The organism is Sphingobacterium sp. LZ11T8 (genome assembly GCF_024261425.1).
Taxonomy (GTDB): Bacteria; Bacteroidota; Bacteroidia; order Sphingobacteriales; family Sphingobacteriaceae; genus Sphingobacterium.
The window spans coordinates 1-18286 of record NZ_JANBZY010000011.1 but is presented as its reverse complement, the minus strand read 5'-3'; the positions used below and the strand labels follow the sequence as shown (position 1 = coordinate 18286).

14 protein-coding genes and 2 pseudogenes are annotated in these 18286 nt (G+C 42.4%); 12 read left to right on the top strand and 4 right to left on the bottom strand.

Going from position 1 to position 18286, the window contains the following annotated elements:
* Nucleotides 1–66 precede the first annotated feature (66 nt).
* Together NLF99_RS18900 and NLF99_RS18895 are read left to right on the top strand one after the other, a co-directional pair.
* Nucleotides 67–252 (top strand): histone H1, encoded by a 186-nt coding sequence (locus NLF99_RS18900; protein ID WP_185214346.1) that lies wholly within the window; start codon nucleotides 67–69, stop codon nucleotides 250–252.
* A 78-nt stretch (nucleotides 253–330) separates the two neighbouring features.
* Complete coding sequence (locus NLF99_RS18895) at nucleotides 331–1467, top strand: sugar phosphate isomerase/epimerase (RefSeq protein ID WP_185214347.1); 1137 nt, start codon at nucleotides 331–333, stop codon at nucleotides 1465–1467.
* Between the two features lie 50 nt (nucleotides 1468–1517).
* On the opposite strand, the gene NLF99_RS18890 is transcribed toward NLF99_RS18895, so the two are convergent.
* Nucleotides 1518–2162 (bottom strand): response regulator transcription factor, encoded by a 645-nt coding sequence (locus NLF99_RS18890; RefSeq protein WP_185214348.1) that lies wholly within the window; start codon nucleotides 2160–2162, stop codon nucleotides 1518–1520.
* A 333-nt stretch (nucleotides 2163–2495) separates the two neighbouring features.
* Between NLF99_RS18890 and mscL the strand changes: the two genes are divergently transcribed.
* The 5 genes from mscL (at nucleotide 2496) to tsaB (ending at nucleotide 4641) form a co-directional block, all read left to right on the top strand.
* Nucleotides 2496–2903, top strand: a complete 408-nt coding sequence (gene mscL / locus NLF99_RS18885; RefSeq protein WP_185214349.1) for a large-conductance mechanosensitive channel protein MscL — start codon at nucleotides 2496–2498, stop codon at nucleotides 2901–2903.
* A gap of 171 nt (nucleotides 2904–3074) precedes the next feature.
* Nucleotides 3075–3233, top strand: a complete 159-nt coding sequence (gene rpmH, locus NLF99_RS18880) for a 50S ribosomal protein L34 (protein ID WP_093098370.1) — start codon at nucleotides 3075–3077, stop codon at nucleotides 3231–3233.
* A gap of 60 nt (nucleotides 3234–3293) precedes the next feature.
* Complete coding sequence (locus tag NLF99_RS18875; protein ID WP_185214350.1) at nucleotides 3294–3707, top strand: ribonuclease P protein component; 414 nt, start codon at nucleotides 3294–3296, stop codon at nucleotides 3705–3707.
* Nucleotides 3670–3924 (top strand): membrane protein insertion efficiency factor YidD, encoded by a 255-nt coding sequence (gene yidD, locus NLF99_RS18870; RefSeq protein ID WP_185214351.1) that lies wholly within the window; start codon nucleotides 3670–3672, stop codon nucleotides 3922–3924. The genes NLF99_RS18875 and yidD overlap by 38 nt, the downstream gene beginning before the upstream one ends.
* Before the next feature lie 6 nt (nucleotides 3925–3930).
* Nucleotides 3931–4641, top strand: coding sequence for a tRNA (adenosine(37)-N6)-threonylcarbamoyltransferase complex dimerization subunit type 1 TsaB (gene tsaB, locus NLF99_RS18865; RefSeq protein WP_254530130.1), 711 nt, complete (start codon nucleotides 3931–3933; stop codon nucleotides 4639–4641).
* Here tsaB and NLF99_RS18860 read toward each other — a convergent pair.
* Together NLF99_RS18860 and NLF99_RS18855 are read right to left on the bottom strand one after the other, a co-directional pair.
* Nucleotides 4636–5541: a CorA family divalent cation transporter gene (locus NLF99_RS18860; protein WP_185214353.1), complete on the bottom strand. Its 906-nt coding sequence runs from the start codon at nucleotides 5539–5541 to the stop codon at nucleotides 4636–4638. The two genes, tsaB and NLF99_RS18860, sit on opposite strands and share 6 nt — an antisense overlap.
* Nucleotides 5542–5693: 152 nt before the next feature.
* On the bottom strand, nucleotides 5694–6305 hold the full coding sequence (locus NLF99_RS18855; protein ID WP_093098363.1) for an OmpH family outer membrane protein: 612 nt from the start codon (nucleotides 6303–6305) through the stop codon (nucleotides 5694–5696).
* 201 nt (nucleotides 6306–6506) lie between these two features.
* On the opposite strand from NLF99_RS18855, the gene gyrB reads away from it, so the two are divergent.
* From gyrB to NLF99_RS18830, 5 genes and pseudogenes are all read left to right on the top strand, one after another.
* On the top strand, nucleotides 6507–8465 hold the full coding sequence (gyrB, locus tag NLF99_RS18850; RefSeq protein ID WP_185214354.1) for a DNA topoisomerase (ATP-hydrolyzing) subunit B: 1959 nt from the start codon (nucleotides 6507–6509) through the stop codon (nucleotides 8463–8465).
* Between the two features lie 399 nt (nucleotides 8466–8864).
* The gene (locus NLF99_RS18845) at nucleotides 8865–10916 is read left to right on the top strand and encodes a helix-hairpin-helix domain-containing protein (protein WP_254530128.1); all 2052 of its coding nucleotides are present in this window, start codon (nucleotides 8865–8867) and stop codon (nucleotides 10914–10916) included.
* A 2-nt stretch (nucleotides 10917–10918) separates the two neighbouring features.
* Nucleotides 10919–13012: a ComEC/Rec2 family competence protein gene (locus NLF99_RS18840; RefSeq protein WP_254530126.1), complete on the top strand. Its 2094-nt coding sequence runs from the start codon at nucleotides 10919–10921 to the stop codon at nucleotides 13010–13012.
* Nucleotides 12942–14861: an ATP-dependent DNA helicase RecQ gene (locus NLF99_RS18835; RefSeq protein ID WP_254530124.1), complete on the top strand. Its 1920-nt coding sequence runs from the start codon at nucleotides 12942–12944 to the stop codon at nucleotides 14859–14861. Before NLF99_RS18840 ends, NLF99_RS18835 begins: the two co-directional genes overlap by 71 nt.
* A gap of 143 nt (nucleotides 14862–15004) precedes the next feature.
* Nucleotides 15005–17251 (top strand): annotated as a pseudogene (locus tag NLF99_RS18830) (sodium-translocating pyrophosphatase).
* Between the two features lie 72 nt (nucleotides 17252–17323).
* On the opposite strand, the pseudogene NLF99_RS18825 reads toward NLF99_RS18830, so the two are convergent.
* A pseudogene (locus NLF99_RS18825) lies at nucleotides 17324–18286 on the bottom strand (alpha-2-macroglobulin); the annotation flags it as partial.

Genomic DNA, 18286 nt, shown 5'->3' with positions numbered 1-18286 from the left:
TTTATAGAAAAAAGATGCTAATTTTAAGTGAGTTACTATTAAAAATTATAAATAAATCTAAAAGTTATGGCAAGTATTGATAAATTCAAAGAGTTGAAGTCTCTAATTGACGGATTAGAAAATGACGCAGACAAGTTTTTTGCAAAAGGGAATAGTGCCGCTGGTACACGAGTAAGAAAAGGCCTGCAGGATATCAAGACATTAGCTCAAGATCTACGCCTAGGAATCCAAGGTCTGAAAAACAAGAAATAAAGATCTTTAAACCCTATTAAGAACTAAGCCCATTATTGGGCTTTTTTTATGTGTATATTCGAATAAACTAGATATAAGATGAAACAGATCCAGAATCCCATTTGGCTGATGAGCTCCGCATACGACCAGTTGGGACAATCCGAACTATTAGATACTGCTGCCCAATTAGGTGCGCAGGGAATTGATCTCTGTGTGTTCCGTAAGGATGGTTCCAGGGCTGACCATACCGCTACCCATTTGGATTACGAAGGCTTCGGTCCAGAGGAGGCCAAAAGAACATTGGAAGCCTTCAATAATAAAGGGCTAAGGCTGTCTTTGGGGGCTTTTGAGAACATGATCGGCGGTGATGAGGGGGAAAGGCTGAAAAACCAGGACCATCTCTTAAAACTGATTAGAATAGCTCATTTGCTGGGTGGAGATGAAAACAATGTCATGGTGGGGACATTCGTAGGCTATAACCATGAGCTGGGTAACCAAATCGACGGCTTCCAAAAGAACCTCGATGAATATAAACGGGTTTTCGAGCCCATCATCCGCTATGCAGAAGACCTGGGCGTAACGGTGGTCTACGAAAACTGTCCGATGGAAGGATGGCGTTCCTCTCGTTACACAAGTACCTTCAACAACCTGCCCGGCGTATTGGCAGCTCGCAAACTAATGTACACGATGATCCCTAGCAAGGCACATGGAGAGATATACGATCCTTCCCATGATATCTGGCAGAATACAGATCCCGTGGAGGTAATTGAAGAAATGGATATCGAGCGATTGAAGCGTGTACATGTAAAAACAACTAGGATGCTGAGCAGCAAGGCTAGGGTAGAGTGGGGCGGAATGTATCCCATGCAGCAGGTGCATGCTGAACTTGCTAAACGAGCGGGTGTCAGTGTGCCCCAGAGCGATTGGGACCGTCATCATTATACCGCGATGCTTCCGGGTTTTGGAGGTACTGATGATATGGACTGGAACAGCTTTGCGGAGGTTCTGCACGAGCGCGGCTTTTCAGGGCCCTTTGAAATTGAAAACGAAGCGAAGAATTCCAAGGACACGCATAATATGGCGGCGATCAACCAAGGTGCCAAAGCCTGTATCAGCTTCCTTTCGCCATTGCTCTGGAAGCTAGATGCCAATGGATATGAATTTACCGAGCAGAAGCCTTTAAATGTAGTTTCGCGAGAAGACATTCCCGTGAAGAGCATGGCTGATCTGACCTAAGGGTTTTAAACCATAGGCAGAAGATAAAAAAATAAGGAATAACCGTTTGGTTATTCCTTATCTGCGTTCATTTTGAACAGCGATATCAAATCTGGGATGTTGTGTACACCCAGTTTCTCGAAGATTCTACTCTTATAGGTACTCACTGTGGATGAGCTTAGGTTCAACCTGTTTGAAACCTCAATGATTCCCAATCCTTCTATTAAGTGTCTCGCCACGTCCATTTCGCGATTAGAAAGTTTGTACAGAGGGTTCAGGCTATCCACCTTGGATTTACTGGTCGTCAATTTTTGAACATAGAGGTCCTTAATGGCTTCTGACATATAGCGTCCGCGTTCAAAAATGCTATTGATGGCATTGGTGAATTCGGTCATGCTAGTCGTTTTATTGACATAGCCCGCTGCACCAGCCTCTATATAGCGAAGGGCGTACAGGGTCTCGTCATAAGAAGAAAAGACTAAGATTTTTAAGTCAGGTTGAATGTCCAACAACTCCTTGATCACCTTGATGTTATTTCCTCCCGGCATATTGATATCTAGGAGAAGTAAATCAAAATGTGTTGTCTTTAATTGTGCAAATACCTCATCATATGTTTGCGCATGGACTATCTCAACCGCTTTTAAAGTCTCTTTAATGGCAGTTGAAACCCCCAGTCGGACAATAATATGGTCGTCGGCTATTAATATTTTTTTCATAAAGTTATTACACAAATTACCCTAGATTCACATGATTTTTTTTATTTCTCAACGTATAGATTTGGGTTGAAAAATTGTATTTAGTAGTTAATTTGTTTCCTCAAATATAATAATTTTATATGTATTCGTTCTCTTTAAAAAATAATTTAAAGTTTTGTGTGCGGCTACTTCAGTACAAGTACCTAGTATACAATAAAAATACTCATTTATTTTGAAAATAATTTTAGTTTGTGAATGTAAACCGCTTTTTTTGTAAGATATTCAATACATTACACAACTATTAAGGGAAAAACAATTTAAACATATTATATTCACTTTTAGACTATTTAACTTATGGGATTTTTAAAAGAATTTAAAGAATTCGCTATGCGCGGCAGCGTGATTGATCTAGCTGTCGGTGTTGTTATCGGTGGCGCGTTTGGAAAGATCGTTACCTCCTTGGTCGATGATATCATCATGCCTCCTATTGGATTCATCACCGGTGGTGTGGATTTCTCCGCCATGAAGTATGTTATCAAAGAAGGAAACGAAGCAGCAGGTGTTGCCGAAGTAGCCGTAACGTATGGTAACTTCATCAACGTGTTGATCCAGTTCCTGATCATTGCTTTCTGTATTTTCTTGGTGATTAAAGGGATCAATTCTTTGAAAAGAGAAGAACCAAAAGAACCAGAAGCAGCTCCAGCTCCTACAAAAGAGGAAGCATTGCTTGCTGAGATTCGCGATATTTTAAAAAATAAATAAGCATAAAATATATGCTCTAAAGCAAATTATGAGGGTTATTGGCCCAAATAATTTGCTTTTTTTTATTTATTAGATTTAGAGTGTTGCGTATGTGTGAAATAAACTTTATTTTTGCATTCCTCTTTTGAGGGATAATTTGATTAAAAGTATTAAAACAAGCATAAAAGCGTCATGAAGAGAACATTTCAACCTTCGCAAAGAAAAAGAAGAAATAAACACGGATTCAGAGAGCGTATGAGCTCTGCAAATGGTAGAAGAGTACTTGCTGCTCGTAGAGCAAAAGGAAGAAAACGCCTTTCAGTTTCTGACGAAAGCCGTCACAAAGGTTAATCTTGCGCTCGCCGGTGATATAGGGACCGCGCTGTTTTAGCCGGCTTTATGGTCATCGTGATGAAAAAATATACATTTAAAAAAGAAGAACGATTATGTAGCAAAAGGTCTATTGACGATCTTTTCCATAATGGTTCTTCTTTTGTTGTATATCCTTTCCGAGTGGTTTACCTTAGCCAGCCCGCCAGTCCCGAACAGCAATTCCCCGCTCAGGTCATTACCTCGGTCCCCAAGAAACGCTTCAAAAAAGCAGTGGACCGAAACCGTATCAAAAGACTTACCCGGGAATGTTACAGGCTCGAGAAAGACAAACTCTATTCCTTTTTGCAAGATCATTCCTTAAATTTGTTGCTGGCCATTCAGTACGTAAGTAATGAAAAGCTACCTATGGAAACGCTTCAGGGCAAGCTTGGTCAATTGATCGGTAAACTAGAACATGAAATATCTAAATCTAATCTGGGAGAAAGGAATTAAGTTACCCATAAAGTGGCTTTTTTTGCTCATAATCAAGATTTACCAGCTATTTCTATCGCCATTGCTCGGCGCTAGCTGTCGATATTCCCCAACCTGTTCCCAATACGGCAAAGAAGCAATTCTTAAGCACGGCCCTTTCAAGGGTGGTTGGCTAACTATTAAACGTATTGCCCGTTGCAACCCTTGGGGTGGACATGGGCACGATCCAGTCCCTTAATTCACTATGTCAAATTCGTATATCCTTTCCATCGAGACTGCGACCAATCTGTGTTCAGTTTCTCTTTCCAATCATGGTCAAAATCTATGCAGCGTAGTCGGCAATGAGCCCAATCTTCATGCGACCAAACTGACCGTTTTCATCCAGGAATTAATGGATAAGGCTGCCATGTCCCTCGATCAGCTTGCCGCAGTTGCCGTAAGCATGGGGCCAGGATCTTATACCGGATTGCGAATTGGCGTCTCTACGGCAAAAGGACTGTGTTACGCCTTGGATATCCCGCTTATCGCCAATAATACCTTAGAAGCGCTAAAAGACGGTTTCATGGCCAAATATCCCCAAAGTGATCATAAGGTGCTACTGTTGCCAATGATCGATGCAAGACGGAGAGAGGTTTATACCGCAGTATTCCACACAGACGGAAGCCTGTATAAGGAAACTGAAGCCTTGATCATCGATGAACATACATTTGATGGTTACCTGAACGATGGATACCGACTGATACTTTTCGGTTCAGGTGCAGATAAGTTTATGCCTACGTTTGAAAATAACGATCAGGTTCAGGTCATTGCTGGCTTCGATTCCATTGCCAACTTCCAGGATGAAGTTTCCTACAAGAAATTTGTGGATCAGAAATTTGAAGATGTGGCCTATTTTGAGCCTTTCTATCTCAAAGATTTTGTGGCTACTACGCCCAAGAAATCGCCTTTATTATAACCATCTTTTCCTTTTGAACCAGATGTAGATCATTAGGGAAACCAAGATCATCAAGATCCAGACTGCAGGATAGCCTAGCAACCATTCCAGTTCGGGCATATATTTGAAGTTCATCCCATATACCCCGACGATAAAGGTCAATGGCATAAAGAACACCGAGATAATGGTCAGGATGCGCATGATCTCATTTGTGTGGTTGGATTCTATGTTAAAGTAAACAGAAAGCAACTGAGCCGTGTTTTCAGCAATATTCCTATACAAGGTGTTCGTTCTGGAGTAAATGTCCCTAAGGTCCTGCGTATAGATGTTCTGGTATTCCGGCATATGGAAATAGTCCACAATGTCCTTGTACAGGGTTAGGATTATCTTGATAAGGTCTACCTGCCTTTTCAGGTAATAAAGCTTCATCAGGAAGGGTTTCCGCTTTCTGTGCAAAAACACGATCTCTTCATAATCATCCAGTTTCTCGGCCAAATCATTGATCACCAGGTTTTCGAAAGTTTTCAGCGATTGCGATACCAAGCTGTTGACCAGGCTCTTGCTGGACTTCAGCTTTTTATTGGTCTTGTCCAGTTCAATCAGTTCATTGAGCAATGGGATTTCATTCCTGTGGACCGTTATGATGAAATCTTCATCATAAAAGACCGAAATACGTAAGGTGATATCCGCTAAGGTATCCGAATTTTCCGGAAAGGAATCTGCAATGGAACGCAAGATCAGGAAGTGGTAATTGTCGAATTCCTCAATCTTGGGAAGATGGCCAATTTCCAAACAATCCTTGATGGAAGCGTCGTTCAGGTCGTATTTTGCCTTGAGTTCGATAAAGTCCTCTAGGGTAGGGTCCAGGATCTCGTACCAATCGTAACCATTTTCTTCTTTTCGGAGGATATGTCGTACCATGTATTTCGTTTAAAGATGAAATTTAGTGAGATTCCATTAAATTACAAATTTGATTTGTAAGGCTAGGCATGTCTTTGACAGTTTTTTGGGGAACTGTAGGGCATAAAAAATGCCCCGATAGATCGGGGCATCTCCATAATTTTCTTTACTGCTTATTTTTTGTCAGCAGCGCTTTTGTCTTTATATTCCTTGTTTAGGGCATCTAAAACTTCGTTTGTGATGTCCATTTTAGGATCAGCATACAATACCGCAGGATTGGTTTTTGAATAGGTCAATACCAATTTGTAACCTTTTCCTTCTGAGTGTTTCTTCAGGTGGTCGGTAATGGTGGTGTACACTTTAGTGAATTCAGTCTGTTCTTCTTGCGCAATGGAAGTAGATGCATTTTGGTCCATACGGCCAAGGTCATTTTGGTGTCTTACCAAACGCTCTTCTGTAGCTTGACGCTCCGAAGCGCTCATGGTCGCTGCTTTTTGTTGGTATTCAGCTAGTTCACGTTGGTAAGCTTGTCCTTTCGCTTGAAGGTCGCTCTGAGCTTTTTTCACTTTAGCTTCCAGTTTAGTGCGAACGTCTTTGAAATATTGGTATTTCTCAGAAAGAGTATCCGAGTTTACATATGCGATTTTGTCAGTAGGGTCAGGTGTAGTAGCGGTAGTTGTTGCTGCAGATGGTGATTTTTCTGCTTGGGTACTAGCCTGTTGATTACAAGATACGATTGCTGCAGTAGCAACAAGACCTAAGGTAATTTTTAATAGTTTATTCATTCTGTGTTTTATATTTCGATATTCTTAATGACAAACCTAATATAAAAATTTCAATTATTCTAAAAACGCCGCTATTTCCTATGGAATTTAAATAGTGAAATAATGTTAATTTTGCTCGTTCACGTTGCCTTTTTTATTTGATTATTAGGGGAAAATTTCGTATTTTTGAAAGTTAATCAACAGTAATTTTAAAGGATTTTCATGAGCGAAGAAAATAAAAATGCATCTACGTATTCAGCGGATAATATCCAGGTATTAGAAGGATTAGAAGCTGTACGTAAGCGCCCTTCCATGTACATCGGTGATACAGGCGTAAAAGGCCTACATCACTTGGTTTATGAAGTAGTCGATAACTCTATCGATGAAGCTGTTGCCGGTTATTGTAACGACATCGTCGTAACCATTCTAAAATCTAACGGTGTATCTGTACGCGACAATGGTCGTGGTATTCCAACAGGAATCAATAAAAAAGAAAAGAAATCTGCTTTAGAGCTTGTAATGACTGTATTGCACGCCGGTGGTAAATTCGACAAGGATACCTATAAGGTGTCCGGAGGTTTGCACGGTGTGGGGGTTTCCTGTGTGAATGCCCTTTCCACTCATTTACGCGCTGAAGTACATAGAGAAGGTAAGATCTTTGTCCAAGAATATGCACAAGGAAAACCTCAGGCTGATGTAAAAGAAATCGGTACCAGTGATGTCACAGGAACCATTGTTACATTCATTCCTGATCCGGAAATCTTTACCACTACTACCGTATATAACTACGATACCTTAGCAAACCGTCTTAGAGAGCTTTCTTTCTTGAACAAAGGCATTAAGTTGACCTTGATCGATGAAAGGGAAATCTTGGACAATGGCGAGTTTAAGAAAAATGTATACCTGTCAGAAGGTGGTCTTCAAGAATTCGTGAAATTCCTGGACGGTAATAGAACCGCTCTGATCCCTGAACCAATATATGTGGAAGGTATCAAACAAGGCGTTCCTGTTGAACTTGCCCTGCAATACAACGATACGTACTCCGAGAATGTTCATTCTTATGTAAATAACATCAATACCATCGAAGGTGGTTCTCACGTTGCTGGTTTCCGTAGAGGATTGACCCGTACCCTGAAGAAATACGCTGACGATTCGGGTCTATTGAAAAACTTAAAAGTCGAGATCACCGGTGATGACTTCCGTGAAGGACTTACTGCGGTAATCTCGGTAAAAGTTGCAGAACCTCAATTCGAGGGACAGACCAAAACCAAATTGGGTAACTCGGAAGTAATGGGTGCCGTAGATGTTGCCGTAGGCGAGATCTTGAGCTCTTATTTGGAAGAGAACCCGAAAGAGGCTAAGCAAATCGTTCAGAAGGTAGTGATAGCTGCCCAAGCACGTGCTGCTGCGCGTAAGGCAAGAGAATTGGTGCAACGTAAAACCGTAATGGGTGGTTCCGGACTTCCTGGTAAACTGGCCGACTGTTCGGATAGGGATCCTGAAAGATGTGAGATTTTCTTCGTCGAGGGGGACTCAGCGGGTGGAACGGCGAAACAAGGCCGTGACCGTGCTACTCAGGCCATCATGCCTTTACGTGGTAAGATCTTGAACGTGGAAAAAGCCATGGAACACAAGATCTATGAAAATGAAGAGATCAAGAACATGTTCACTGCATTAGGCGTGTCGATCGGTACTGCCGAAGATTCCAAAGCCTTGAACATTGATAAACTTCGTTACCACAAGATCATCATCATGACGGATGCCGACGTCGATGGTTCGCACATTGCAACCTTGTTGTTGACTTTCTATTTCCGTTACATGAAAGAATTGATTGAACGTGGCTATGTCTATATCGCTACTCCACCATTATATTTGGTGAAGAAAGGTAAAGATTTCGAATACGCTTGGACCGAAGATCAGCGTCTGGCAGCAATCCAACGCTTAAAAGGTGCAGGTAAAGAAGATAGCGTACATGTTCAACGTTATAAAGGTCTTGGAGAGATGAACGCTGAGCAGTTATGGGATACGACCATGGATCCTGAAAAACGTACGCTTCGCCAAGTCACCATTGAGAACGCTGCTGAATGTGACCGTATCTTCTCCATGCTAATGGGTGATGAGGTTGCGCCACGTAGAGAGTTCATCGAAGCGAATGCGCGTTACGCAAAAATAGATATCTAAGAATAGATAAAAATATAAGTTTCACAGAGTAAAGGTGGTCAGAAGTAATTTTGACCACCTTTACTTTTTCTTAACATGAATTTGCCATGAATTTTTCCCCCATTCTGATTTTGGTCTTATTCGGGACATATTCGGAATTTTCGCAATATGGCCCGAACATGCCTCGAACAAGAGTAAGGTAAAGTTTTCCAACTTTTTTCGATTTTTTTATTTTTCAACCCTATTTTTCTTTAGGTTTTTTCCCCTTTCCCTGTCCTGATCTTCAGCTGTACTTTACCAAAAATTATTTTACAGTACCGTACCCTTAGCCTTAGTTTAAAATTGAAATCATTCCCGATTAACAGAGGGCAACGATATTTAGCATGAAAACCCGAGTGTGGATTTGTATTGCTTTTTTGAATGAATAGTATATTTCGTTGTTTGCTTTCCCATTTTGCCCTATGCCTTTTTTCATGTTCTGTACTTGCCCAAAATGAAAGTGAAACCGAAGAAATAATAGTCAACCAGATTCTGGATGAAAGTGAAGTAGATGCAGGTCTTTCCGACTATGCAGAAGCTTTATCTCAATACTTAAAGCGACCCCTGGATTTGAACAAGGTAACAGCAGCGGATCTAAATCAATTGATTTTCCTTTCACCATTTCAGGTACAGCAGATCCTGCTACACCGCGAGAAAGCTGGACCATTTATCTCTACCTTGGAACTTCAGGCTATTCCAAGCATCAATCTAGAAACTTTAGAAAGACTGCTTCCCTTTGTCAGGGTCAATGAAAACCTTTTGGATGGAGATGGGCATTGGCGCGAATTGCTCAAGGATCCAGGTGGATCTTGGATGATGACCTATTCCCGTGGATTGCAGGTGCCTAGAGGTTATGAGATTGCCGATCCTAAGCGCTCAAGGTATTTGGGCAGTCCAGACAGGATCATCAACCGTATCCGCTGGAATGCCCGAAAGAAGCTTAAGGTCAGCCTCAACATGAAGAAAGATGCGGGTGAACCCTTTTCGATAAAGGGTAAAAGGATGGGATTCGATTATTATTCAGGATCGATCTTGATCAATAAGCTAGGACCTTTTGAGCAGATTGTTGTGGGCGATTATCTTTTACAGTTTGGTCAAGGCCTTTCCTTATGGAATGGATCTGTAGTGGGTAGGTCAGCATCTGTTGCAAACATTATGCAACAGGGATTGGGGATCAGGCCGCATACAGGAATGATGGAAAGTAAATTTATGCGTGGCTTGGCGATTCGGATCAAGAGGAAAAGCTTTGAGCTAAGCCCTTTTTTTTCCTACAATAACCTCTCGGCCAGCCTAAATACCGAAGGCAAAGAACCCTTTGTCGAGCGCATCAATTATTCTGGATTACATCGAACGCCCACGGAATGGAAAAATCGAAAAAGGCTCAATCAAATGGTCTACGGAATTCAGGTGGGTTATCTGAATGAACGTTTTAAAGTAGGGGCAAATCTTTTGAATACGCAATTCAGCTTACCCCTAAAGCTAAATACGAAAGCCCACAGCCGGTATAGATTTGAAGGTCAAAATTTACAGAACGTTTCTGCCTACTATCAATACAATCTATACAACATGTTGCTATTTGGAGAATCAGCACATTCCATTGGATCAGGCTGGGCCCATAACCATGGATTGATAGCAGCGCTGGGAAGGAAGTTTTCTGCTTCCATTTCCTATAGAGATTATGCGAAAGATTATCATGCTTTCTTTGCTCAGTCTCTTCAGGCACAATCTCATTTGTCCAATGAAAAAGCCTGGAGCCTGGGTTTCGCCTTTCAACCAAACCGGAAAATAGAATGGATGAATAGCATAGACTATGTAAAATTTCCTTGGATGAAATTCAGGACCAAAGAAGCTTCCTATTCCTTTCAGGGACGCACCCAAATAAGTTATATCTGGTATAAGAAAGGGCATCTGCGATTACGGTATCAATATAAATTCTATCAGGAGAACTATCGTGCTACGCAAAAGGGATCAATAGCTGTGGCAGATGTAGCCAGGCAACAGGCGAGGCTGATCTTCCTGTACAAGCTCAATAATTCGGTACAGATTGGACATCAGATGGAAGTGAAAGAGTTCCATAAAAGCAACTTGGGGAAAAAGCATGGTTTCATGGCATATCAAGATTTGATCTGGAATAAACCTACCTGGCGGATCGGGGGGAACCTCCGCTTGGCCTATTTCAATGCTGAATCCTATGAATCGCGATTATATGCTTACGAAAGGGATGTACTGTATGGATTTTCATTTCCATCTTATTTTCGAAAGGGCTTTCGCGCCTACCTCAACCAAAAAATAAGACCTATTAAAGGGATTGATATTTGGCTCAGGTATGCCCTGACACACTATCTAGGTCAAACGCAGATAGGCTCTGGCTTGGATCAGATATCGGGGAATATAAAGTCGGATATAAAATTGCAAATCCGTTATTCCTGGTGATCATGGAAATCCAAGAATTAAAATTAGAGCAGATTCCCTTCTTTCGGATATTTCTTTGCTTCGGACTTGGCATATTGGTCTCCTTTCAGATCCATTGGAATTATGCCTATTTCCAAGGATTGGCACTATTGATCCTGATGTTGTTTGTTCTCCTTCTCCTGTTTTGGATGCGGAAAAAATCAAGGAATCTTTACTATCTGATCTATGTCCTATTATTTCTGTTTGGGGTCTTGGGCCTTGCGATAAAAATGCCCAAAGAAAAAGTCGATCTATCCAAAACGCTGATCTATTCAGGGAAATTATTGGAAGAGCCAAGCAGAAAGGGTCAGGTTTTAAGAAGTAAGCTTGAACTGAATTTTCAACATCTTCCTTCAGGTCCAAAACCAAAGAGTATCCTGGTTATGGCCACTATTTGGGATAAAGATTCCAGCATAGTTCATTTGCACAAGGGCGATATCATTGGATTTAGAACCAAGATTAAGGAATTGGATCCAGCCTTTAATCCAGGACAGTTTGACTATTCAAAATATTTAAATGGGAAGGGGATATTCTACCAGGTCTTTATCCCAAAAGACCAATTGTTGCGACTGAAAATTGCCAAGATCAACAGGTTTGAAAGCTGGGTTTTGCAATATCAGGAAAGGCTCCAGATGAACTTCAGGAAATTTATCAACGATCCTTCAGCCTTTCAGATTGCCAGTGCGATTACTTTTGGATATCGCTCCGACATGGCCGATGAGCTGATGGAAGTGTTCTCTAACACCGGGACCATTCATGTACTGAGTGTATCAGGCATGCACGTCGGTTTGATGTTCTTGCTTTTGACCTGGATATTAAAACCAATAGATCGCCTAGCACATGGTCGAAAGGCAAGATACCTTCTAATTCTCTGTTTTATATGGTTTTACGCACTGATCTGTGGATTTGTCCCCGCCGTGCTGCGAGCAACATTAATGTTTAGCCTGTACTTGATCGGACATTGGCGAGCTCGGGTCGTCCTATCATTAAACACGGTCTTTTCCTCTGCATTTCTTTTATTGGTTTTTGACCCCTTTATGCTTCTTGATATAGGTTTTCAGCTTTCCTATCTTGCAGTTATTGGAATCCTGCTGTTTATTCCCGTACTCCAAGGTTTATATTATACATCCCACATATGGATCAATAAGCTATTGGACCTGTTATATATTTCCGTTGCAGCACAATTATCAACAACTGCCTTGGTAATTTTCTATTTCCAGCAGTTTCCCACCTTCTTTCTGTTTTCTAACCTTTTTATCAGCTTGCCATCTACGGTTATCCTTTATTTAGGCATGGGGCTAGTCGTTTTTTCAATGGAAGGGATAGGAGAGATCCTTGGAAATCTCTTGAACGAATGCATTTTGTTTTCCTACCAAATCCTTAAGTACATTGATTCCATTCCTTTTTCCAGCATCAAAGGAATGGTAATAGATGCGAAAGTAACCTTTCTCTGCTACTTAGGTCTTGCCTTTCTTTTTATTGGATTTCAGAAACAGTCGAAAATATTTCTCTGCACTTCTTTGATTTCCTTTGTCATGCTATTTTCCATGGTCCTAAAAATAAGGCTGGATCATCGATCCTTTCGGGGAGTAAAAATCTATAATACAAGAAAAGAGTTGAGCATTGCCTATATCAATCGTGCAGATGTACTGCTCTTGAGTACCTGTGATTCTCTTCAGCATAAAAGCCTGCGATTTTCAGTATTGCCAGATTTAAAGAAGTATGTGGATCCAAAAGATATTCAGTTTGCCAGCTTGAAGGTTAAGGATGAAAACCAATGCCTACATCTCTATGATGATATGGACTTATATATCCAAAATACCAAGGTCCATGATCACCAGGCTTCCAAGATTTTATTGCTCAGAAAGAATGCGCAGCTACCGAGTGAATTGAATGCTTCCATTTGCATTTTGGATGGGTCCAATTCAGATTGGTATATCGAGCAGACAGTGGCAGAATTAAAAAGGGTAAACAGGGCTTATTACATATTGAAGGATAATTTTGCGTATGTTTGGGAGAGTAATCAAGATGGAAAAAACGAGCTTATCCATATTAAAGGAGTTCTGGGGATACGATAAATTCCGTCCCTTGCAGGAAGAGATAATCCATGAGATCCTGTTGGGAAATGACACCTTGGCTTTGATGCCAACCGGTGGCGGGAAATCTATTTGTTTCCAGGTACCTGCCATGCTCCAAGAAGGGATCTGCATCGTGATCAGTCCATTGATTGCCCTGATGAAAGATCAAGTCGAAAATCTACGCAAGCGAAATATTCCAGCGATTGCCATTTATTCAGGTATGTCGCATCGAGAAGTGGATATTGCATTGGACAACTGTATTTTCGGCAATATCAAATTCCTCTATTTGGCACCGGAGCGATTGTACAACGATATGGTCCAAGAAAGGATTCGCCACATGAAGGTGAATCTGTTTGCCATTGATGAGGCCCATTGTATTTCGCAATGGGGATATGATTTTCGCCCATCGTATCTGGAACTGATCAAGTTAAGGGAATTACAACCCAAAGTTCCGATACTGGCCTTGACCGCCACCGCTACCCCTAAGGTCGTTGAAGATATACAGGAAAAATTAGGATTTGCGAAGCCAAATGTACTCTCCAAGAGTTTCCGAAGGGAAAACTTGGGTTATATGGTTTTCAAGGAAGACAATAAGATGGGTCGGATGTTGAAGATCATTTCCAAGGTCGGTGGAACGGGAATTGTCTATGTAAGGAACCGTCGGGAAACCCAAGAGGTGGCTCGCTATCTGTTGAACCATGGTATACCGGCTGATTTCTATCATGCCGGATTGGATATGCAAAGCCGTTCCAAAAAACAGGATGCTTGGACCAGTAACCAGGTACGGGTCATTGTAGCGACCAATGCCTTTGGGATGGGAATAGATAAGCCTGATGTACGTTTTGTCATTCACCTGGACATTCCAGACTCCCTAGAGGCCTATTATCAAGAAGCTGGAAGGGCAGGTAGAGATGGAAAAAAAGCATTTCCAGTCTTGTTGTATCAACAAGCTGATCGAAATGAACTCTGGGAAAATATAGATTTGAGCTTTCCGGATTTTCAATATATCCAACAAGTCTACCATCATCTCTGTAATTATTTCCAGATTGCGTACGGTGCTGGGAAAGGGTTGACCTATGATTTTGATGTGGTCGATTTTGCCAAGAAATATAAGCTGGATGTGGTCAAGACCCTGAGCTCCTTGAAATTCCTGGAAAGAGATAAATGGTTGTCATTAAGTGAAGCGGTGTATATTCCGGCAAGGATTAAATTCGAGGTGGATTTTCAGGAGCTTTATAAATTTCAGGTCCAGAGTGCGCAGTATGATCCATTGATCAAGGCCATCTTGCGGATTTATGGTGGTGTATTTGATTATTATGTCCCGATCAATGAATTTGAAATTGCCAAGAAGTTGAACAAGCCCTATGATGAGGTTGTTCGGATGATGCGGTACCTGCAACAACAGGAGCTGATGACCTATGTGGCCAAGACTGATTCACCACAATTACAATTTTTACAGCCAAGGGTGGACTATAAGAACCTCTACATCGATACCGCGTTTATTGCAGAACGAAAACTGATCAAAGAGGATCAGGTAAAGGCCATATATCATTATCTGGACAGCAAGGATTGCCGGAGTTTGAGTTTGCAGCATTATTTTGGGGAAGAAGCCAAGGAGCCCTGTGGCGTATGTGATCTCTGTGTGGTCCGCGAGCATAAATCGGGTTTGGCCGAGTCTATCGAAAAGAAGATCCAGTTCCTATTGCTGGCAAAGCCCATGTTGCTTCATGACCTGATCGAAGCTATTGAGATAGGCAAAGATGAGGACCGCCTCAAAGTCCTCCGAAAACTATTGGATTCCGATGAAGTGAAATTGGAAAACGAGCACTATAGTTGGAATGCCCTCTAACCGATTCCAGCATAAAAAATCTTAAGCATAAGTGATTGTTCCTCCAAGGTTTATCGATTGAGTACGAAAACAAACAAGTTTTTGTACGCTTGTATATTGATAAAAAAATGTGTTATCTTTAATACTAACCAAATAAACTTTGTATGGAACAATTTATCATCTATTTACCAGCAGCACTCGCTGTATTGGGTCTGTTATTTATGTTTGTCAAAGCAGGATGGGTTGGTAAGCAAGATGCTGGCGACGGCAAGATGCAATCCATTTCCAAGAGTATCCAAGAGGGGGCGATGGCTTTCCTAAAAGCGGAGTACCGAATCCTGTTAATTTTTGTTGTGATCGCCTCGATTGCACTTTTTATCGTTTCTACCTTGGTAGAGACTTCCCATTGGATCATTGTCGTTGCTTTTGTCTGTGGTGCCTTTTTCTCGGCTTTGGCAGGGAATATCGGGATGCGGATAGCGACTCGTGCCAATGTCAGAACAACCCAAGCAGCCAGAACCAGTCTACCACAAGCCCTAAAGGTTTCCTTTTCTGGAGGTACCGTTATGGGATTAGGCGTAGCCGGATTGGCGGTATTGGGATTGAGTATTTTCTTTCTGTTGTTCCTTAAGATGTTTTTGACCGAGGGTGGTAATTTCTACCTGGAGATGACCGTTGTTTTGGAGGCTCTGGCAGGCTTTTCCCTAGGTGCTGAGTCAATTGCCCTATTTGCACGTGTTGGTGGTGGTATCTATACCAAAGCAGCAGACGTTGGAGCGGATTTAGTAGGTAAGGTGGAAGCTGGGATTCCAGAGGATGATCCTCGTAATCCGGCGACCATTGCCGATAACGTTGGTGATAATGTGGGTGACGTTGCAGGGATGGGGGCCGATCTATTTGGGTCTTATGTAGCAACCGTATTGGCATCTATGGTGCTGGGTAACTATATCATCAAGGACATGTCGGAAGTAAATGGATCGGAGTTTACGGATGCATTTAATGGCATGGGACCGATCTTGCTTCCTATCGTGATTGCAGGAGTAGGTATTTTAGCCTCTATTATCGGTACATTCCTGGTTAAGGTTTCATCGAATGATGCCCGCGAAAATCAAGTACAGAAGGCCTTAAATATGGGGAACTGGACATCGATCCTATTGACGGTGGTTGCTTGTTTCTTTTTGATCCAGTATATGTTGCCAGAGGTTATCCAGATGAAGTTTTTTGGTGAAGGCTATCAGGATGTCCCTCGAATGAACATATTCTATTCAACCATTGTAGGCTTAGCCGTTGGAGGTTTGATTTGATCTTTCACGGAATACTATACCGGTTTGGGTAAGAAACCAGTTTTGAATATTGTACAGAATTCTTCTACCGGTGCAGCGACCAATATTATTGCGGGATTAGCAACCGGTATGAAATCGACGGCTTCTTCAGTTATCCTATTTGCATTGGCAATTTGGGGTTCATATGAACTGGCGGGTTTCTATGGAGTGGCAATTGCGGCTTCAGCGATGATGGCGACCACAGCGATGCAACTAGCCATCGATGCCTTTGGACCAATTGCCGATAATGCCGGCGGTATTGCGGAAATGAGCGAATTGCCAAAAGAGGTGCGTCAGCGTACGGATGTTTTGGATTCGGTGGGTAATACTACTGCGGCGGTAGGAAAGGGTTTTGCCATTGCTTCAGCAGCATTGACCGCACTCGCTTTATTTGCTGCCTATGTGACCTTTACAGGAATTGATGGTATCAATATTTTTAAGGCCGATGTATTGGCTGCCTTGTTTATTGGTGGTATGATTCCGGTTGTATTCTCCGCTTTGGCGATGCAATCGGTAGGTAAAGCAGCCATGGATATGGTGAACGAAGTGAGAAGGCAATTCCGTGAAATTCCAGGCATCTTGGAAGGAACAGGTCAACCTGATTATGGAAGATGTGTGGATATTTCCACCAAAGCCGCCCTGCGCGAAATGATGTTGCCGGGTGCCATCACCATTATCACGCCGATCATTGTTGGGTTTGTGATGGGAGCAGAGGCATTAGGAGCGTATATGGCGGGAGTTGCGGTTTCCGGAGTCATGTGGGCGATCTTCCAAAATAATGCCGGTGGTGCTTGGGATAATGCCAAAAAATCCTTTGAAGCTGGTGTCATGATCAATGGCGAGATGACCTTTAAAGGTTCAGATGCCCATAAAGCAGCTGTAACCGGTGATACCGTTGGTGATCCATTCAAAGATACTTCCGGTCCTTCCATGAATATCTTGATCAAATTGACTTGTCTGGTAGGGTTGGTGATTGCTCCAATCTTGGGCGGACATCACCTTGCAGAAAATGCAAAGAAGGATAAGGTAGATAATAAAGAAAAAGTGGTTATGGTTGATCATAAACCGGTAATCACGAAAAACAAATAAGCATTAAACCTTTCTAAAATAAAAGCCCTCTGTCAAGCAAATTGCGACAGAGGGCTTTCTTTTTTTATGTGCTTACTTTACAATCGTGATGACCTTGTTATCAGATCTTGCATTCACGGTAGGATCGTACATGCTTTCGATGTTGGTTATACCGGAGTTGAATTCACCTAGGTTATTGGCCTTGACCTCGTACTCGAAAGTCCTTTTCCCTTTTTGCAGGGCGTTGAAGAAGTAGTTGGTCGATGCGTCCTTCAGGGTGAAATAGTAGTTGTTCCTCCAGCTGTATCCCGAAGGTACGAATACAGGTTCCACGCCTGCAGGTCGGCTGTCCTTCAGGTGCACATATTCCAGGTCCTGGTCGTTGATGACGGTGATGATCACCTTGATCTTTTCGCCCAGTTTTGCCTGATTGCTCTCCACCCATTTACCGTTCCGCTCTACCATGTACTGTTTGCTGACCTTGATGTCGTTGGTCGATGCCTTCACTTCGGACACAGGAAGGAAGTACTGATGGAAAACTCCACCGAAGACCGTGCGGTCGTTGTGGTTCTCGATCTTTACGGACCTGTTGCGGTCAAGATCCTGCTTATTGAAAGTCTTGGAGATCTGTCCCAGTACCACCGAGTCCATCTTGGCGTTCTGTCCGTCGACCAGTACGGTTACGGCATTGTCCAGGTTGAAGTCCTTTGGATTGTTGGCCAGCAACAGGCTATAGATGGCATCCACGGTCATCCAGGTGTTTCGCCAATAGTTGGCTTCCTTGCGGAAGAAGATCCATTGGCTGATCGGATTGAGCTTGCTCGGATCATGGAGCTTGTATGCCTCCAGCATATAGCTATGCAGGCTGATATCGTTGTACTGCTTTCCGTTGCTCTCCCAGTACATGCCCTTGTCGAGATCCAGGATGACCTCCTGTTGGATCCTGTTGCGGATCTCGTTGGACTCCTTGGACTCACCGAACAATTGGTTGACGATCCATGCCTTTGCGGCATAGCCGGCAGGACCCTTGGCGGTGATGATCGGAGCCTTGGCGAT

What these genes read in the sequence shown, in the direction of transcription:
- NLF99_RS18900 (WP_185214346.1), top strand. Translation starts at nt 67, where the DNA reads ATGGCAAGTATTGATAAATTCAAAGAGTTGAAGTCTCTAATTGACGGA.
- NLF99_RS18895 (WP_185214347.1), top strand. Translation starts at nt 331, where the DNA reads ATGAAACAGATCCAGAATCCCATTTGGCTGATGAGCTCCGCATACGAC.
- NLF99_RS18890 (WP_185214348.1), bottom strand. Translation starts at nt 2,162, where the DNA reads ATGAAAAAAATATTAATAGCCGACGACCATATTATTGTCCGACTGGGG.
- mscL (WP_185214349.1), top strand. Translation starts at nt 2,496, where the DNA reads ATGGGATTTTTAAAAGAATTTAAAGAATTCGCTATGCGCGGCAGCGTG.
- rpmH (WP_093098370.1), top strand. Translation starts at nt 3,075, where the DNA reads ATGAAGAGAACATTTCAACCTTCGCAAAGAAAAAGAAGAAATAAACAC.
- NLF99_RS18875 (WP_185214350.1), top strand. Translation starts at nt 3,294, where the DNA reads ATGAAAAAATATACATTTAAAAAAGAAGAACGATTATGTAGCAAAAGG.
- yidD (WP_185214351.1), top strand. Translation starts at nt 3,670, where the DNA reads ATGAAATATCTAAATCTAATCTGGGAGAAAGGAATTAAGTTACCCATA.
- tsaB (WP_254530130.1), top strand. Translation starts at nt 3,931, where the DNA reads ATGTCAAATTCGTATATCCTTTCCATCGAGACTGCGACCAATCTGTGT.
- NLF99_RS18860 (WP_185214353.1), bottom strand. Translation starts at nt 5,541, where the DNA reads ATGGTACGACATATCCTCCGAAAAGAAGAAAATGGTTACGATTGGTAC.
- NLF99_RS18855 (WP_093098363.1), bottom strand. Translation starts at nt 6,305, where the DNA reads ATGAATAAACTATTAAAAATTACCTTAGGTCTTGTTGCTACTGCAGCA.
- gyrB (WP_185214354.1), top strand. Translation starts at nt 6,507, where the DNA reads ATGAGCGAAGAAAATAAAAATGCATCTACGTATTCAGCGGATAATATC.
- NLF99_RS18845 (WP_254530128.1), top strand. Translation starts at nt 8,865, where the DNA reads ATGAATAGTATATTTCGTTGTTTGCTTTCCCATTTTGCCCTATGCCTT.
- NLF99_RS18840 (WP_254530126.1), top strand. Translation starts at nt 10,919, where the DNA reads ATGGAAATCCAAGAATTAAAATTAGAGCAGATTCCCTTCTTTCGGATA.
- NLF99_RS18835 (WP_254530124.1), top strand. Translation starts at nt 12,942, where the DNA reads ATGTTTGGGAGAGTAATCAAGATGGAAAAAACGAGCTTATCCATATTA.